Source organism: Pantoea stewartii subsp. stewartii, from assembly GCF_008801695.1.
GTDB classification, from domain to species: domain Bacteria; phylum Pseudomonadota; class Gammaproteobacteria; order Enterobacterales; family Enterobacteriaceae; genus Pantoea; species Pantoea stewartii.
This window is the reverse complement of record NZ_VZPF01000001.1, coordinates 40217-55782: the sequence shown is the minus strand read 5'-3', so window position 1 is coordinate 55782 and position 15566 is coordinate 40217. Positions and strand designations below refer to the sequence as shown.

At 56.1% G+C, this 15566-nt stretch carries 14 protein-coding genes and 1 pseudogene; 1 reads left to right on the top strand and 14 read right to left on the bottom strand.

Translation table 11 applies throughout. The features are described 5' to 3' along the window. Positions 1–9 precede the first annotated feature (9 nt). The 3 genes and pseudogenes from F7Q90_RS00280 to dalD form a co-directional block, all read right to left on the bottom strand. Positions 10–1290: an MFS transporter gene (locus F7Q90_RS00280; protein ID WP_006120046.1), complete on the bottom strand. Its 1281-nt coding sequence runs from the start codon at positions 1288–1290 to the stop codon at positions 10–12. A 34-nt stretch (positions 1291–1324) separates the two neighbouring features. Beyond that, the gene (xylB, locus tag F7Q90_RS00275; RefSeq protein WP_006120047.1) at positions 1325–2788 is read right to left on the bottom strand and encodes a xylulokinase; all 1464 of its coding nucleotides are present in this window, start codon (positions 2786–2788) and stop codon (positions 1325–1327) included. Between the two features lie 9 nt (positions 2789–2797). Next, positions 2798–4182, bottom strand: a pseudogene (gene dalD, locus F7Q90_RS00270) (D-arabinitol 4-dehydrogenase). Between the two features lie 192 nt (positions 4183–4374). Here dalD and F7Q90_RS00265 point away from each other — a divergent pair. Beyond that, the gene (locus F7Q90_RS00265) at positions 4375–5349 is read left to right on the top strand and encodes a sugar-binding transcriptional regulator (protein WP_006120048.1); all 975 of its coding nucleotides are present in this window, start codon (positions 4375–4377) and stop codon (positions 5347–5349) included. On the opposite strand, the gene hisP is transcribed toward F7Q90_RS00265, so the two are convergent. From hisP to F7Q90_RS00210, 11 genes are all read right to left on the bottom strand, one after another. After that, complete coding sequence (hisP, locus tag F7Q90_RS00260; protein WP_006120049.1) at positions 5342–6115, bottom strand: histidine ABC transporter ATP-binding protein HisP; 774 nt, start codon at positions 6113–6115, stop codon at positions 5342–5344. The genes F7Q90_RS00265 and hisP overlap by 8 nt on opposite strands. An 8-nt stretch (positions 6116–6123) precedes the next feature. After that, positions 6124–6840, bottom strand: coding sequence for an ABC transporter permease (locus F7Q90_RS00255; protein ID WP_006120050.1), 717 nt, complete (start codon positions 6838–6840; stop codon positions 6124–6126). Then, positions 6837–7523 (bottom strand): histidine ABC transporter permease HisQ, encoded by a 687-nt coding sequence (locus tag F7Q90_RS00250; protein WP_006120052.1) that lies wholly within the window; start codon positions 7521–7523, stop codon positions 6837–6839. Before F7Q90_RS00250 ends, F7Q90_RS00255 begins: the two co-directional genes overlap by 4 nt. Before the next feature lie 167 nt (positions 7524–7690). Further along, complete coding sequence (argT, locus tag F7Q90_RS00245) at positions 7691–8473, bottom strand: lysine/arginine/ornithine ABC transporter substrate-binding protein ArgT (protein ID WP_006120054.1); 783 nt, start codon at positions 8471–8473, stop codon at positions 7691–7693. Positions 8474–8740: 267 nt separating this feature from the next. Further along, positions 8741–9310, bottom strand: a complete 570-nt coding sequence (locus tag F7Q90_RS00240) for a UbiX family flavin prenyltransferase (protein WP_006120055.1) — start codon at positions 9308–9310, stop codon at positions 8741–8743. Between the two features lie 101 nt (positions 9311–9411). Beyond that, positions 9412–10929 carry an amidophosphoribosyltransferase gene (gene purF, locus F7Q90_RS00235; RefSeq protein WP_006120056.1) on the bottom strand — a complete coding sequence of 506 codons (1518 nt, stop codon included), beginning with the start codon at positions 10927–10929 and terminating at the stop codon, positions 9412–9414. Positions 10930–10966: 37 nt separating this feature from the next. Then, positions 10967–11452, bottom strand: a complete 486-nt coding sequence (gene cvpA, locus F7Q90_RS00230) for a colicin V production protein (protein ID WP_006120057.1) — start codon at positions 11450–11452, stop codon at positions 10967–10969. Between the two features lie 252 nt (positions 11453–11704). After that, a complete protein-coding gene (dedD, locus tag F7Q90_RS00225; RefSeq protein ID WP_006120058.1) occupies positions 11705–12484 on the bottom strand; it encodes a cell division protein DedD in 780 nt (259 codons plus the stop codon). Continuing rightward, positions 12474–13742, bottom strand: a complete 1269-nt coding sequence (gene folC / locus F7Q90_RS00220; protein ID WP_006120059.1) for a bifunctional tetrahydrofolate synthase/dihydrofolate synthase — start codon at positions 13740–13742, stop codon at positions 12474–12476. The genes dedD and folC overlap by 11 nt, the downstream gene beginning before the upstream one ends. Positions 13743–13833: 91 nt before the next feature. After that, on the bottom strand, positions 13834–14748 hold the full coding sequence (gene accD, locus F7Q90_RS00215) for an acetyl-CoA carboxylase, carboxyltransferase subunit beta (protein WP_006120060.1): 915 nt from the start codon (positions 14746–14748) through the stop codon (positions 13834–13836). 155 nt (positions 14749–14903) lie between these two features. Next, positions 14904–15560 (bottom strand): DedA family protein, encoded by a 657-nt coding sequence (locus F7Q90_RS00210; RefSeq protein ID WP_006120061.1) that lies wholly within the window; start codon positions 15558–15560, stop codon positions 14904–14906. Positions 15561–15566: the final 6 nt, after the last annotated feature.

Here is a 15566-nt window from a genome sequence, read left to right as displayed (position 1 = left end):
CCCCTTCTTCTATTGCGATGTTACTGCGGACCCTGACTTGCGCGCTGTACGTTGCGCACCATGATGAGGCTGCGGCACACGGATAATAAACGTCAGCACCCCGGCAAACAGATACAAGCCGGTATAAGCCCACACCACCCCGACGATATCAAAAAACGGCAACAGCATAGAGGCGATGGCCGGCGCGACAAAATTGCTCATCCCCGCTGACAGGTTATAAACCGAGATCGCCGCGCCCTGATGATACGGCTCCAGGGTGGGAAAGACGGCCGTCATCGGCACAAACGCCGCGACGAAAATCCCCAACATGACGGCCGGAATAAGGGCGACCATGAAGTTATGACCGGCATAAACGGGCAGATAGTAGAATGCCAGACTGGAGAGCGCCATGCCCAGACAGCCAAACCAGCGCACCTGACGGATCCAGCCAATCCGCTCGCCCATGATGCCCCAGAAGATATTGGTGAAGATGGTGACAAAGAAAAACACCGCCCAGATTTGTAACCATTCCGACAAGGTGAAACCCAGCCGATCCACAAACAGCAGCGGCATGATGATGGCAAAACCAAACAGCGACAGCGTATTAATAATGCGGATCAGGCAGGCGTAAAACACATGCTGATTAGTAAACAGGATGGTCACCGCCCGGGACATTTCCGTCATTTTCTCGCGCATCGGTAAGTGCACGCGTGAGCGGTCGACCGGCACATGGCGCAGACTAAAAAACGCCAGTACGCCACCGCAGGCCACCCAGGCAATCGCCAGCCATAATGTCCCGGTTTCACCAAGAGAGGGAATAATCAGGCTGGGCAGATAGCTCCCTACCACACCAATCCCTACAGAATACATTGCCCAGAACCAGCCCGTCGCCGCCGCGAGGCGTTCACGCGGTAACACCTGGACCAGCAGCATCATAAAAGAATAGATAAACAGCGGATAAGCCAGGCCGCGAATGCCGTAGAACAGCAGCATAAGGGGATAATTACGCAGTCCCAGCCCCAGGCTCATGAACAGGGCATGCATGACAATCCACAAGACAAAACCGATTAACATGGCGCGCTGAGGCGTAATCAGTTCCGCCACCACGCCGGAGGCCCAGGCGGCCAGCGCGACCGCTAAACCGTAACAGGTAAACACCAGCGCCGACTGGCCCGGCGTGAAGCCCATATCGGTGATATGGCGTGGCAGAAATGCCATTTCGAAACCGTCTCCTGCCATAAAAATCGCAATGGCGACGAATCCCCAGATCAGCTGTTTGGGCAAGCCAAACCAGTACGCAGTTGCATGCATAACGATGGTCCTTCTCTGTTCGGTTACAGGTTAATCAGGCCAGTGAACGGGTCTGAACTTGTTGGTGATATAGCGCGCGGAATCGTGCCAGACGTTGTTGCAGCACCGCGCGAACTTCGGGGTCTGGCAGATAGCGCGCCTGCACGGAGGGTTTGCGGCACACGGTCGTTTCATCCCCGCCCGTCGCCAGCCAGGCCAGTCGCGCCGCGCCCAGCGCGCCGGACGCGCTGGCCGGATGCGTCACCACAGGAGAGTCCAGCACATCGGCAATCAGCTGCGCCCACAGGCTGCTGCGCGCGCCACCACCGGTCAGGCTGAACTGCGTGATGTCCTGCCGTCCGTCGCCCAGAACGGCCAGACCGTCGGCCAGGCCAAACGCGACACCTTCCAGCACCGCGTACCCCAGGAGGGCGCGCTGAGTTTCGTGGCGCAGGTCATAAAACGCGCCCGTGGCATCAGGGTCGTTATGCGGCGTGCGCTCGCCAGAGAGATAGGGCAGGAAAAGTGGGGCCCGCTGTTTCTGTGTTGGGCTCAGCTCAGCCACGTCCTCAAGCAGTTGATTTTCACTGACCGACAGCAGCTGACATACCCAGCGCAGGCAGCTTGCAGCACTGAGCATGACGCTCATCTGGTGCCAGCGACCAGGCAGCGCATGGCAGAACGCATGCACACCGGACTGCGGATCGGCCCGTAGCCGATCGTTGACCACAAAAATCACGCCGGAGGTCCCAAGGGAAATAAACGCATCGCCAGGGTGGATGGCACCGACGCCGACCGCTGACGTAGCGTTATCGCCACCGCCGCCGGCAACGATCACCGCTGTCGACAGGCCCCATTCGCGGGCAAGGTCAGGTCGCAACGTGCCGCTGACCGCATTGCCCTCCACGATTTCAGGCAGCTGCTTGCGACGCAGCCCTGTCGCGGCCAGTAGCGCGTCTGACCAGTCGCGCGTCGCCACGTCCAGCCATAATGTCCCGGCGGCATCGGAGGGATCCGTCACCCACCGTCCGGTTAACCGCCAGCGCAGGTAATCTTTCGGCAACAACACTTTGCTGATGCGGCTAAAGCAGGCGGGCTCGTGCTGCGCAACCCAGCGCAGTTTGGGTGCCGTAAAGCCTGGCATGATCATGTTGCCGCTGATTTGCATCATCTCGGGATGGTGCTGATGTAGCCAGTTACATTCCGCCGCGCTGCGCGTGTCGTTCCACAAAATACAGGGCCGCAAAATGTCGCCCTGTTCATCCAGCAGCACCGCACCGTGCATCTGGCCGGACAGGCCTATCGCCGTGACAGCCGACCAGGCCTGAGGCGCCTGCTGACGCAGACGCGCCATCACCTGTTGGCAGGCGTGCCACCAGTCATGCGGATGCTGCTCTGCCCAGTGCGGATGCGGCCGCTGCACCTGCAAGGTGGCATGTTCAGATGCCACAATGTCGCCCTGCGCATTCAGGATCAGCGCTTTCAGCTCGGATGTGCCAATATCGATACCCAGGTACATGTCGTTCCCCTATGCCACAGCCAGTTTCTGTTCCGGCTGGGCCAGCCATGTCGTGAGCCCGGCCACGGTAGCGGTTAGGCGCGCATGAAAATCGGCGGAAGTCGCCAGCGCCCCAAACAGGGAAGGCTGCGTCATATAGGTCCGCAACGGATCGGGCTGGGTGAACCACTGCTGAATCACGTCGGGTTGCAGAACACCATCCTGATAGTCGTAAGGCAGTTCGCCCAGCGCTGCAAAAACAGATAAAACAGGGCCGGTAACACCACGCTGGCCGCAGGTGGCGTTCCGCGCTGATAGCACGCCTGCAAAGTGGGCGTGACCATCGCCGGGATTTTCGACAGGCCATCCGCCGCCACACGCTGGTTGGTGTCTTTGATCCAGGGGTTACTGAAGCGCGACAGTACGACATCGCGGTATTCAGCCAGATTTAAGGGACTGGGAGACAACGACGGGATGACATCCTGCGAGACATACTCCCGGGCCATCTGATGAATCGCTTTCTGCCGGGTACTTTCGTCGATGTAGCGCAAGCCGATCAGCGTGCCCGCCCAGGCAATCGCGCTATGGGTGGCGTTGAGGATGCGGATCTTGGCTTCTTCCCAGGGCAACACCGACTCCACCAGCTCAACGCCGACCTGCTCCAGCGCCGGACGCCCGGCAATAAAGTCATCCTCAATCACCCACTGGATAAAGGATTCCGCCATCACCGGCACCGCGTCATCTTTACCCGTGGCCGCCAGCACACGTCCGGCAATATCCGCCGTAGGACGCGGTGTGATCCTGTCCACCATGGTATTCGGCGAGGTGGTGTGAGTCCGCACCCAGTCAGCCAGCGCCTCGTTCCCTTGTGCGTTAAGAAACGCCAAAAAGCCCTGGCGGAAACGCTCACCGTTATGGCGCAGATTATCGCAGTTCAGCAAGGTAACGGGGCCGCCGCCGTTAGCGACGCGCGCCGCCAGGATCCGCGCCAGCGCACCATAAAGGGTGCGCGCCTCGCCCTGCAGATCCGCGCGAATATCGGGCTGCTGTAGATCCAGCGCATGTTCCGTCGTCAGGTAGTAACCGGCTTCCGTCACGGTAAAAGAAAGGATCCGGGTGGCAGGATCGGCGCCCTGATGCACCAGGGCGCGAAGCGCCTTATCCCAGGGCAGAATCTTGCGAATCGAGGTAATCGTTTCATAGTCGCGTTCGCCCTGCGGCGTGACCGTTTCCAGCACATACTCGCCGTGCTGCGCAGCCAACTGGGTCAACAGCGGTGACGCATCCTCACGGATGTTCCCCAGCGCAATGTGCCACCGACTGTCCCCTTGCTGCATCAGCCGGTGCAGATACCATGCCTGATGAGCGCGATGAAAAGAGCCTGCCCCAATATGCATCCACACGGATGTTGTCATAGTCACCTCAATAAGCATTTGTCATAACAGAGGGCAATTGCCCGAACGCTGTATGTTAATCAGAGGTTACGAGTATTATCTGTGACAGATCTCACGATAAAAGCAATTGCCCAATATTTGAGCTTTTGCCCTGATAGGTTTTTGCCGGCTATACGCGATAAACTAGCGATTCGCTGAGAAGGGAATGCCGTGATGAACAAAGAAGAGAAAAAGCAGGAACTGGCTGCACGCGCCGCCTGGATGTATTACGTGGCCGGGTTAACACAGCAAGAGATTGCCCGGGCGCTGGGACTCTCCAGGCAGGTTGCCCAGCGCCTGATTTCAGGCGCACGCGAAATGGGTATGGTCAGCGTCAAGATTGACCATCCTGTCACGCACTGCCTGCGCCTGGCACACGCGGTGCAGGAAGCCTTTGGCCTGCAGCACTGTCGTGTAGTCCCTTCTGCCGGGCTGGATGACCACGCTATTCAGCAAATGCTGGCGGTCGAAGGCGCAGAGGTTATGTCGCAGTTTATCAACGATGACCAGCCGCAGGTGTTTGGTATCGGTTCGGGTAAAACTCTGCGGGCGATTATTGATGCCCTGCCCTGGGTGGAGCGGCCCCAGCACCAATGTGTTTCCATGATTGGTGCTATTGCGCGAGACGACTCCGGCACCCGCTATGACGTGCCGCTCAAGCTGTCTGAAAAAATGCAGGGCAAGTATTTCTTTATCCCTGCGCCGCTGTATGCCGACAGTCCGGAAGATAAACAGATGTGGTGCCAGCATCAGGTCTATCAACGCGTGGTCAGTCGTGCCTTACAGGCCAGTATGACCTTTCTCGGCATCGGCGAAGTCACACCCGGCTGTCCGCTCCATGCTGAAGGGTTTATCACCGACAGCCAGGTTCAGGCACTCAACGCGCGCGGCGTCGTTGGCGAAATGCTTGGCCACTTTTTCAATCAACAGGGTGAACGTGTGATGGGCGAGACCGATGCGCTGCTCACCAGCGTCACGCTGGAAAGCCGGACAACGCGTCCAATCATCGGTTTTGCAGGCGGCGAGCGCAAATTTGCCGCCATTCGGGCGGCATTAACAGGCGGCTGGATCTCGGGTCTGGTCACGGACGAATCTACCGCCACGCGCCTGTTAAGCGATGGCTCAACAGGCGCGGATCGGCTTACTTAAGAGAACCTTTCAGGAACTGCTGAAGGCGCGGGCTTTTGGGATTGCCGAACAACTCTGTCGGCGGCCCCTGCTCTTCAATCTTACCCTGATGCAGGAAAATCACATGGCTGGAAACGTGACGGGCAAACTCCATTTCATGCGTCACCACCACCATGGTTTTGCCCTCTTCGGCCAGCTTCTGCATGATGCGCAGCACTTCCCCGACCAGTTCCGGGTCAAGGGCAGAAGTTGGCTCATCAAACAACAGCACCTCGGGCTCCATCGCCAGCGCGCGGGCAATCGACACACGTTGCTGCTGGCCGCCTGACAGGTGCACCGGATACTTTGACTGCGCCCGCTCATCAATGCCGACTTTATTCAAATAGGTGACAGCGCATTCGCGCGCCTGGGCTTTGCTCAGGCCCAGCACCTGAATCGGCGCTTCCATGACATTCTCCAGCACCGTCATGTGGCTCCATAAATTAAAGTGCTGAAACACCATCGTCAGGCGGGTGCGCAGCAGGCGCAACTGCTCTTTGTCGGCCACCTTTAGCTGACCGTCGGTATCACGGACCAGCGAAATGGCGGTGTTATTGACCGTAATGGTGCCTTCGCTCGGTTTTTCGAGGAAGTTAATACAGCGCAAAAAGGTACTTTTCCCTGAGCCGGACGATCCAATAATACTGATGACATCGCCCGCATTAGCATGTAAAGACACGCCTTTTAATACTTCATGTTCACCGTAACGTTTATGCAGTTCGGTGACGCTTAATTTGTTATCAGCCATAGTCTTACTCAATGCGATGAAGAAGGTTTCACATGGGCCAGCCAGCGACGCTCCGCCAGGCGGAACAGGCTAATCAGTGTGTAGGAAATAATCAGGTACAGGACGGCCGCAATGCCAAACGCGGTAAAGGGCTGATACGTTGCCGCGTTGATGTCCCGGGCGATTTTGAGCAAATCAGGCACGGTTGCCGTAAAGGCCAGCGCGGTCGAGTGCAGCATCAATATCACCTCATTGCTGTAAACCGGCAAGGCGGTGCGCAGCGCAGAAGGCAAAATAATGCAGCGATACAGTTTAAACGTTGAGAAACCATACGCGCGCGCGGCTTCAATTTCCCCGTGAGGCACAGCACGAATCGCACCGGCGAAAATCTCCGTCGTATAGGCGCAGGTATTCAGGGTAAACGCCAGTAAGGTACAGTTCAGTCCGCTGCGGAAAAACGCATTCAGCAACTCGGTGCCTTTCACGATCTCCAGCGTATACATGCCGGAATAGAATACCAGCAGTTGAACATACAGCGGCGTACCGCGAAAAACATAGGTAAAGAGCCAGACCGGCAGGCTGATAAAGCGATTCGGCGACACGCGTGCAATCGCCAGCAGTACCGCCATACAGCCGCCCAGCAACACCGAAACAATCAGCAGCCATAGCGTAATCGCCACGCCGGTGAAGCGGTAACCGTCAGTCCAGAGCAGTGATTTCCAGTACTCGTGGATAATCTCAATCATAGCTCTGCCCTCTTCACGCCAACCGTGTAGCGGCGATTGAGCCACCATAGCACGCCGTTAGACAGCGTGGTAAACACCAGATAGATCACACCCGCGACGATGGCGAAATAAAACGGCTGCCAGGTGCTCTTGCCCGCCAGCTGCGTGGCTTTAACCACATCTTCCAGCCCCAGCAGCGAGACCAGCGCGGTCGCTTTCAGGATCACCTGCCAGTTATTACCAATCCCGGGCAGCGCATAACGCATCATCGCCGGAAAGAGGATGCGACAGAAAACCTGGGAACCGGTAAAACCAAACGCGGTCGCGGCTTCGATTTGCCCTTTGGGCACGGCCATGAAGGCCCCGCGAAACGTCTCGGTAAAATAGGCCCCGTAGATGAAGCCCAGGGTGATAATGCCCGCGACCATAGGATCGATATCGAACTGCGCCAGACCCAGCGCATCGGTGATGTGGTTCAGCACTATCTGCAGACCGTAGAAGATCAGGAGCATCAGGACGAGATCGGGCACGCCACGAATCAGCGTCGTGTAGCCCTCAAAAATAAGCGACAGCAGGCGATGACGTGACAGCTTCGCGCCTGCGCCAATCAGCCCGAGAATCACCGCCAGCAGCACGGAACTCAGTGCCAGCTCCAGCGTGACCAACGTGCCTTTTAAAATGACATCAGAATAGCCATACAACATGGAAAAGATCCTGTCGTGGGGTGGAAACGGCGCTGAACCCGCCACGTGGGCGGGCAGCGTTGCTTCTGGTAAGGCATCAACCACAACGCAGAGGTTGCCGGGGCCAGTGCGGCCAGGGCAACCAGGCGTTATCCGGTCAGGCGATTACCAGAGGCAAAGTCGACAGGTTAGTCACCGTACACGTTGAAATTAAAGTATTTCTTCGCAATTTTGTCGTACGTACCGTCTTTGCGCATGGATTCAAACGCTTTATCAATGGCCGCTTTCAGCTCGGTGTCATCTTTACGTAATCCTATACCGGTACCGACGCCAAAAATCTTGTCATCTTTCACGGCCGGACCGGCAAAAGCATAGTCTTTACCGACAGGCTGCTTCAGGAAGCCTTCAGCCGCCTGTACTTCATCCTGGAATGCGGCATCAATACGGCCCGCAGTCAGATCCTGGTACACCAGATCCTGGTTCGCATAAGGCGTGACGGTCACACCTTTTGGACGCCAGTACTGGTTAGCATAGGTTTCCTGCGTGGTGCCTTGCAGCACACCGACGTTTTTGCCTTTCAGCGATTCAACCGTCGGCAGAATTTTCGAACCTTTAGGCGCGACTAAACGGGCATTGGCCGCATAGAGTTTGTCAGAGAAAGCAATCTCTTCCTGACGTTTCGCGGTGATAGAGAGCGAGGAGATAATAGCGTCAATTTTTTTAGCTTTCAGCGACGGAATCAGCGCATCAAAGTCGCTTTCCACATAGGTACATTTGGTCTGAATACGTTTACAGATTTCGTTAGCCAGATCGATATCAAAACCGACTAACTGTCCTTGCGCGTTTTTTGACTCAAACGGCGGGTATGTTGGGTCAGTGCCGACACGAATCGAGGCCGGTACGGCTGCAAATACGCTGGCCACACTGGACAGGCCCAACATTAAAGAAAGAGCCAGAACACGCTTCTTCATAGATTACCCTCAGCAAATTATTGTTATGTGATGCATGATGTGTGTTTGCAACGAACACTGCCAGTAACCTGTGCACGTTTCGTGCCAGTTATGCAGGTCTGCCGCGCGCCCAGCCCGCCGTTTTTGCCACATAAAGGCTGGGTTTGTGAAAGGAATATATCAGTGAAGTCACAGAGAAAAAGCGATGTTGTGAACTTTTAGTTCATCAAATGCAGGAACAGTGATCGCTCCCGCGCTTTTGCACTAAATAAGTGCACAAGCTGAACCTTATGCACCTTGCCAGCGCACAAACAAATCCTGAGGCAGTTCAATGTCGAACTGATCGATAACCCGGTTAATTGTTTGATCGACCAGTTCGTCAATGGTTGTCGGACGATGATAAAACGCCGGTACCGGCGGCATGATAATCGCCCCTAATTCAGCGGCGGTCGTCATCATCCGCAAGTGGCCAATATGCAGCGGCGTTTCACGTACGCAGAGTACCAGCTTGCGCTGCTCTTTAAGCACCACGTCCGCCGCGCGCGTCAGCAGGGAATCGCTGTAGCTGTGCACAATGCCCGACAGGGTTTTCATTGAACACGGTAAAATCACCATGCCCAGGGTTTTAAACGACCCGGAGGAAATGCTGGCGGCAATGTCGCGCACATCATGAACCACATCGGCCAGCGCCTGAACATCGCGCAGACTGTAGTCACTTTCCAGGCTCAGCGTCTGACGCGCCGCGTGACTGATGACCAGATGGGTTTCCACGTCGCTGACCTGCTGCAAGACCTGCAGTAACCGCACGCCGTAAATCACACCGCTTGCGCCGGAAATACCAATAATGAGTCGTTTCATCGTTCAACCTTGCAGTGGCAAAGTGCACCATAATAGCGCAGCGCGACAAAAAACACAGAGGGCGGGATAAGTCCCGCCCTCTTTTTTTGCATTAGACCTGATTAGCCTTCGTTATGCAGTTCAAGATTTTCGACTTCGTTCTGCCGCGCAATGGCTTTCGCGTCGTCGTTACGCAGGGATTCCAGATATTCAAGGTAGCCCTGATCCACATCTTTAGTAACGTAAACCCCGTTAAAAACGGAGCACTCGAACTGAACGATATCGGGATTCTCTTCGCGTACGGCTTCGATGAGGTCAGTGAGATCCTGGAAAATCAGCGCATCTGCTTTGATAATCTGACGAATCTCTTCGACTTCGCGGCCATGGGCAATCAGCTCAGTGGCGCTCGGCATATCAATGCCGTAGACGTTAGGGAAGCGCACTTCCGGAGCCGCAGAGGCGAGATAAACTTTTTTAGCCCCTGCTTCGCGTGCCATTTCAATAATCTGCTCAGACGTGGTGCCACGCACGATAGAGTCATCGATCAGCAAGACGTTTTTATCGCGGAATTCGGCGCGGTTAGCATTGAGTTTGCGGCGCACGGCGCTGCGGCGCAGCTGCTGACCCGGCATGATAAAAGTACGACCGACATAGCGGTTTTTCACAAATCCCTGGCGGTAAGGCTTATCAAGGATGCGGGCGATTTCCAGTGCCGTATCCATGGAGGTTTCCGGAATCGGAATCACCACATCGATATCCAGATCTTCCCATTCACGGGCAATTTTCTGGCCCAGCTTGGTGCCCATGCGGACGCGCGCGCTGTAGACCGAAATTTTGTCCAGGAAGGAGTCCGGTCGGGCAAAATAGACGTATTCGAACAGGCACGGATTGTTTTTGGGGTTCTCGGCACACTGCCGGGTCGAAAGCTGGCCCTGCTCCGTGATGTACACCGCTTCACCCGGCGCGACGTCACGGATGAATTCAAAACCCAGTGTATCCAGCGCGACGCTCTCTGAGGCCACCATATACTCGGTACGGCCATCCGCAATGACGCGTTTGCCCAGCACCAGCGGACGAATCCCGTTAGGATCGCGGAAGGCGACCATGCCGTGACCGATAATCATCGAGACCACCGCATACGCGCCGCGAACCTGCTGATGCACGGCGGCGATAGCGGCAAAAATGTTGTCGGCTTCCAGCGGATAGTGCTGAAAACGATCCAGTTCCTGCGCGAAGATATTCAGCAGGATCTCTGAGTCTGACGTGGTGTTCACATGACGGCGGCCTTTTTCGAACAGCTGCTTACGCAGTTCATGTGCGTTGGTCAGGTTACCGTTGTGTGCAAGAGAAATCCCGTACGGCGAGTTGACGTAGAACGGTTGCGCTTCAGAAGCGCTGGAGCTGCCCGCTGTAGGATAGCGTGCATGACCAATCCCCATGTTGCCTTGTAAACGCTGCATATGACGGGCTTCGAAAACATCGCTGACCAGGCCGTTGGCCTTACGCAGGCGAAAGCAGTTGAGCGCATCAATCGTACAAATGCCTGCGGCATCCTGCCCACGATGCTGGAGCACCGTTAACGCGTCATAGATCGACTGGTTTACCGGCATGAAACCGGTGATACCGACAATACCGCACATGTTGTCATTTCCTCATTAAGCCGTACGCCCGATGGTCTCACCGGGGCAAAAAACTCGACGTGCTTTTCAGGTAGTCAAAAAAACACCTGATTATAGAACTGAACTCGGGAATAAGTTGAGACTGCTGCCAGTCCGGGCTTTTTGAAAAACCCGTGAATGTATCCAGGAAGAACAGCAAAGCGGCTACAATAAGCACACCACGCAAGGCCCCGAAACAAACGCCTAATACCCGATCGGTTCCCGACAGGCCGGTTTTTTCTACCAGCGAGCCGATAACGTAGTTCACTATCGCCCCCACAATCAGGGTCGCAATGAACAGCACCGCAATGGCGATTCCGTTCCGAACCAGTTCGTCGTCAAAACCTGTAAACCAGACAGCAAGGTAGGCATAGTAATGACTGGCGACAAAAAACGCGCATCCCCAGGTAACAAGAGATAAGGCTTCGCGGACAAACCCTCGAACCAGGCTGACCAAAGCCGAAAAACCAACTACCGCAATAATGACGTAATCAATCCAGATCATGAACTCTTCCAGCGCCAGTGCCATTGCCCCCCTGCATCCAGTTCGGGGCGCATTCTAACAGAAAAAGAAAACGTTTGCGTAGGGGTTTTCAGGTTCTGCATCCATAAAAAAGGCGAAGAAAAAAACGAACTTCGCCTGTGAGATTGTTATCCGGTTAACCCCTTGAAAAGCCTGGCTAACCGTTGCCCGCCCCGCTTAGCCAGGGCTGATTGCCGCTGCCTGTTATTCTTATCGGCAGCGCCAATCACGGATTTAACGCGCGCTGTAGGGCTTAACCACGCCGCTTAGACCCGAGACGTTTTTCAGCTCGCCCACTGCCGCCTGCATTTTCGCTTTAGACGCATCCGGTCCCACATAAATGCGGGTGATTTGTCCCTGCACCGGCGTTGACGGCACCGTATAGGCCCGGTAACGCGACAGGCGCAGCTTCGCGACAATCTCGTTGACCTTGCTGGCGTTCTTCAGCGCGCCCAACTGGACAACATACGCCTGTCCCGAGGGTTGCGTCTCTTTCGGTTGCTCTGCCGGGGCCGCTTCCTCGGTGCGCGCTGCCTGCTCGGCCGGCCTGGTTTTTTCAACGGGCTTCGCTTGCTCAACCGGTTTGGTTTTCTCGACCGGTTTGCTCTGCGTCTGTTCTACCGGCTTCGGTTTAGCCTGCTCGGTATGTTTCGGTTTTGTCGTCTCAGCTGGTTTTTCTTTCGCTGTCGTCGAATGTACAGGCGGCGGTGATACGACACTCGGCGCACTGTTTTGCTCGGGCTGCGTGCTGCCCTCTTGCGCCTGTGAGTTGCCCCCGTCAGGATGACTTACCGCACTGCCCGCGCCGGCAGGCGGATGGGCTGGCAGCGACTGGGTGACCGGCGGCACCATTTCGCTGTCCTGCTGGTCGTCCGGTTTCGGGACCAGTGGAATCGCCGCAAACTCTTCTTTATAGTGTTTTTTCTTACCATCCAGCAGCCCCGGCAACACAATCACGCCGATGGCCACCAGAATAACGGTACCGACTAAACGGTTTTGAAACTTACTCGCCACGTCCTCTCTCCGTTTCAATCGATTCCATCACCTGCGCGACGGTCAGGAAAGAGCCGCATACCAGGATGATGTCCTGCGGTTCAGCCTGCTGCCGCGCCTGTTGCCAGGCCTGTTCGACATCTGCGAATGCCCGGGCAGACGTTACGTGTGCCATGAGTTGTTCTGCACTGGCACCGCGCGGGCCGGGCAGCGGCGCGCAGTACCAGAAATCGACCTGCGGGGCCAACGCGGACAGCGTCCCGGCGATATCCTTATCATGCAGCATCCCGACCACGGCGTGAACGTGCCCCCGCGTCGGCAAGGCAGCCAGGCGCGATGCCAGGTAGCCTGCTGCATGCGGGTTATGCGCCACATCCAGAATCACGCGAGGCGACTCACTGACGGTCTGAAAGCGCCCGGGTAGCACCGCCAGCGGCAGGCTGGCGCGGATATGTGCGTCGCTGACGTTGAGCCCCGAGGCACGCAGCGCCACCAGCGCCGTTGCCGCATTCGGCAGGGGCACCTGCGGCAGCGGTAGATCGCTCAGTTCACCGTGCGCATCGCGCAGAGACCAGCTTTCTGCCTGCGCATGATAGTGCCAGTCACGGCCAAGCTGAATGAGCTGAGCGCCCTTTTCCCTGGCGACATCGGCAATCGTCACCGGCATAGCAGGTTCACCCACCACCGCAGGTTTACCCTGACGGAATACGCCCGCTTTTTCCCGACCAATGCTGTCGCGATCCGGGCCAAGCCAGTCGGTATGGTCCAGCGCAATACTGGTCACCACCGCGACATCGGCATCCACAATATTCGTTGCGTCCAGCCGCCCACCCAGCCCGACTTCCAGAATGACCACGTCAAGCTTCGCCTGCTGAAACAGCTTAAGCGCCGACAGCGTGCCGAATTCAAAATAGGTCAGGGAGATAGTACCGCGTCCCGCTTCAATATCAGCGAAACTGGCGCTGTGTTGCGCTTCACTCAGCTCCTGTCCCTGCACCCGGACATTCTCCGTGTAACGCACCAGATGCGGCGAGCTGTAAACGCCCACGCGATAGCCCGCGGCCATCAACAGGGTTTCAAGCGTCCGACAGGTAGTGCCTTTACCATTGGTACCGGCAACGGTGAAAACAAAAGGGGCAGGCTTCAGCAGGTCCAGACGTTGCGCCACCTGGCGAATACGGTCCAGGCCCAGTTCAATTGCCTGAGTGTGGAGGTGCTCAAGATAATAAAGCCACGTGGCCAAAGGCGACGTGGCTTGAGGGAGGTGAAGATTGTCCATATGTCCCGTTTTGCAAATTTATACCTGGTGAAAGCAACAAGGTATAGGGTGCATGGGTGGAAGGCGCGACCGGCGCGCCTTCTGTCTCCTGTCAGGCCTCGTTACTCTCCGGGTGGGACGTCGCAGGTGCGAACTCTTCACCATCGTGCAACGGTGCCGGCAGGTTCATCATTTTTGCCAGCAGACTTGCCAGTTTAAAGCGCATTTCCGGACGACGAATGATCATGTCAATCGCGCCTTTTTCAATCAGAAATTCACTTCGCTGGAAGCCCGGTGGCAGTTTTTCACGCACGGTCTGCTCAATAACGCGTGGACCCGCAAAGCCAATCAGCGCTTTCGGTTCGGCCACGTTCAGATCGCCCAGCATCGCGAAGCTGGCGGAAACACCGCCCATGGTTGGGTCAGTCAGCACCGAAATATAGGGCAGACCGCGTTCCTGCATTTTCGCCAGCGCCGCAGAAGTTTTCGCCATCTGCATCAGTGACATTAACGCTTCCTGCATACGGGCACCGCCGCTGGCGGAGAAGCAGATAAGCGGACAGTTGTCTTCCAGCGCCTGCTCGACCGCGCGAACAAAACGCGCCCCGACAACAGAGCCCATTGAACCGCCCATAAACGCGAACTCAAAGGCTGCCGCGACAACCGGCATACCGTGCAGTTGGCCTTTCATGACGATCAGCGCATCTTTTTCATCTGTCGCTTTTTGTGCCGCAACCAGACGATCTTTGTACTTTTTGGAATCCCTGAACTTCAGCAGATCTTTGGGTTCCAGCTCACTGCCCAGTTCAACCAGCGTGCCCTGATCGAGCAGGCTCGCCAGACGCTCACGGGCGTGCATGCGCATGTGGTGGTCGCACTTCGGGCAGACCTCAAGATTACGCTCCAGCTCGGCACGGTAAAGTACCTGGCCACAGCTGTCGCATTTCGTCCACACTCCTTCCGGAATGTTGGCACGACGTGCAGGCGTAATATTGCTTTTATTAAAAATGCGTTCAATCCAGCTCATTGATGACCTTTCTGTTAAAAACTGACCTGGTCCAGTCGTCTTGATGCTGCTGAAAACCGCTTCAGCAGACGGTAAATGTCGCTCATTAAACCACAACCAGTTAAGACTGTGGATAAAAATCTGGTCTTACCCCTGAGCGGTAAGCCTGCTCAGGGTTAATTTTGCTGCTTAGCCTGGCGGCGATGACGCCAGATTTCGATAATGCCCGGCAGAACCGATACCACGATAATGCCCAGGATGAGCAGCTTAAGATTTTCCTGCACCACTGGCAAATCGCCAAACAGATAGCCTGCATAGGAAAACAGCAGCACCCATGCCAGCGCACCGGTAACGTTAAACAGGGCAAAATGCCGATAGGACATGTGGCCCATGCCGGCGACAAAAGGGGCAAAGGTACGCACAATCGGCACGAAACGGGCAAGAATAATGGTTTTTCCACCATGACGGGTATAAAACGCATGGGTTTTATCCAGATAGCTGCGGCGGAAAATTTTCGAGTTCGGGTTGCTGAACAGGCGTTCACCGAACAGTTTACCGATGGTGTAGTTCACCGCATCACCCAGGATCGCCGCGATAACCAGCAGCGCGACCATCAGGTGGACGTTCAGATCGTTACCGGGCAATGCCGCCAGTGCCCCCGCGACAAACAGCAGCGAGTCGCCTGGCAAAAACGGCGTAACCACTAAGCCGGTTTCGCCGAATAAAATCAGGAACAAAATGGCGTAAATCCAGATGCCATACTGCGCGACTAATTCGGCCAGATGCACATCAATGTGCAAAATAAAATCGACCACAAAATGGATGAACTCCATAACGAT

Bases quoted from the DNA above. Each gene is read 5' to 3' on its own strand.
- purF (WP_006120056.1), bottom strand. From the start codon at position 10,929: ATGTGCGGTATTGTCGGTATCACCGGTTTCATGCCGGTAAACCAGTCG.
- F7Q90_RS00250 (WP_006120052.1), bottom strand. From the start codon at position 7,523: ATGTTGTATGGCTATTCTGATGTCATTTTAAAAGGCACGTTGGTCACG.
- F7Q90_RS00255 (WP_006120050.1), bottom strand. From the start codon at position 6,840: ATGATTGAGATTATCCACGAGTACTGGAAATCACTGCTCTGGACTGAC.
- F7Q90_RS00280 (WP_006120046.1), bottom strand. From the start codon at position 1,290: ATGCATGCAACTGCGTACTGGTTTGGCTTGCCCAAACAGCTGATCTGG.
- F7Q90_RS00210 (WP_006120061.1), bottom strand. From the start codon at position 15,560: ATGGAGTTCATCCATTTTGTGGTCGATTTTATTTTGCACATTGATGTG.
- xylB (WP_006120047.1), bottom strand. From the start codon at position 2,788: ATGTACCTGGGTATCGATATTGGCACATCCGAGCTGAAAGCGCTGATC.
- folC (WP_006120059.1), bottom strand. From the start codon at position 13,742: ATGGACAATCTTCACCTCCCTCAAGCCACGTCGCCTTTGGCCACGTGG.
- cvpA (WP_006120057.1), bottom strand. From the start codon at position 11,452: ATGATCTGGATTGATTACGTCATTATTGCGGTAGTTGGTTTTTCGGCT.
- accD (WP_006120060.1), bottom strand. From the start codon at position 14,748: ATGAGCTGGATTGAACGCATTTTTAATAAAAGCAATATTACGCCTGCA.
- F7Q90_RS00265 (WP_006120048.1), top strand. From the start codon at position 4,375: ATGAACAAAGAAGAGAAAAAGCAGGAACTGGCTGCACGCGCCGCCTGG.
- F7Q90_RS00240 (WP_006120055.1), bottom strand. From the start codon at position 9,310: ATGAAACGACTCATTATTGGTATTTCCGGCGCAAGCGGTGTGATTTAC.
- argT (WP_006120054.1), bottom strand. From the start codon at position 8,473: ATGAAGAAGCGTGTTCTGGCTCTTTCTTTAATGTTGGGCCTGTCCAGT.
- hisP (WP_006120049.1), bottom strand. From the start codon at position 6,115: ATGGCTGATAACAAATTAAGCGTCACCGAACTGCATAAACGTTACGGT.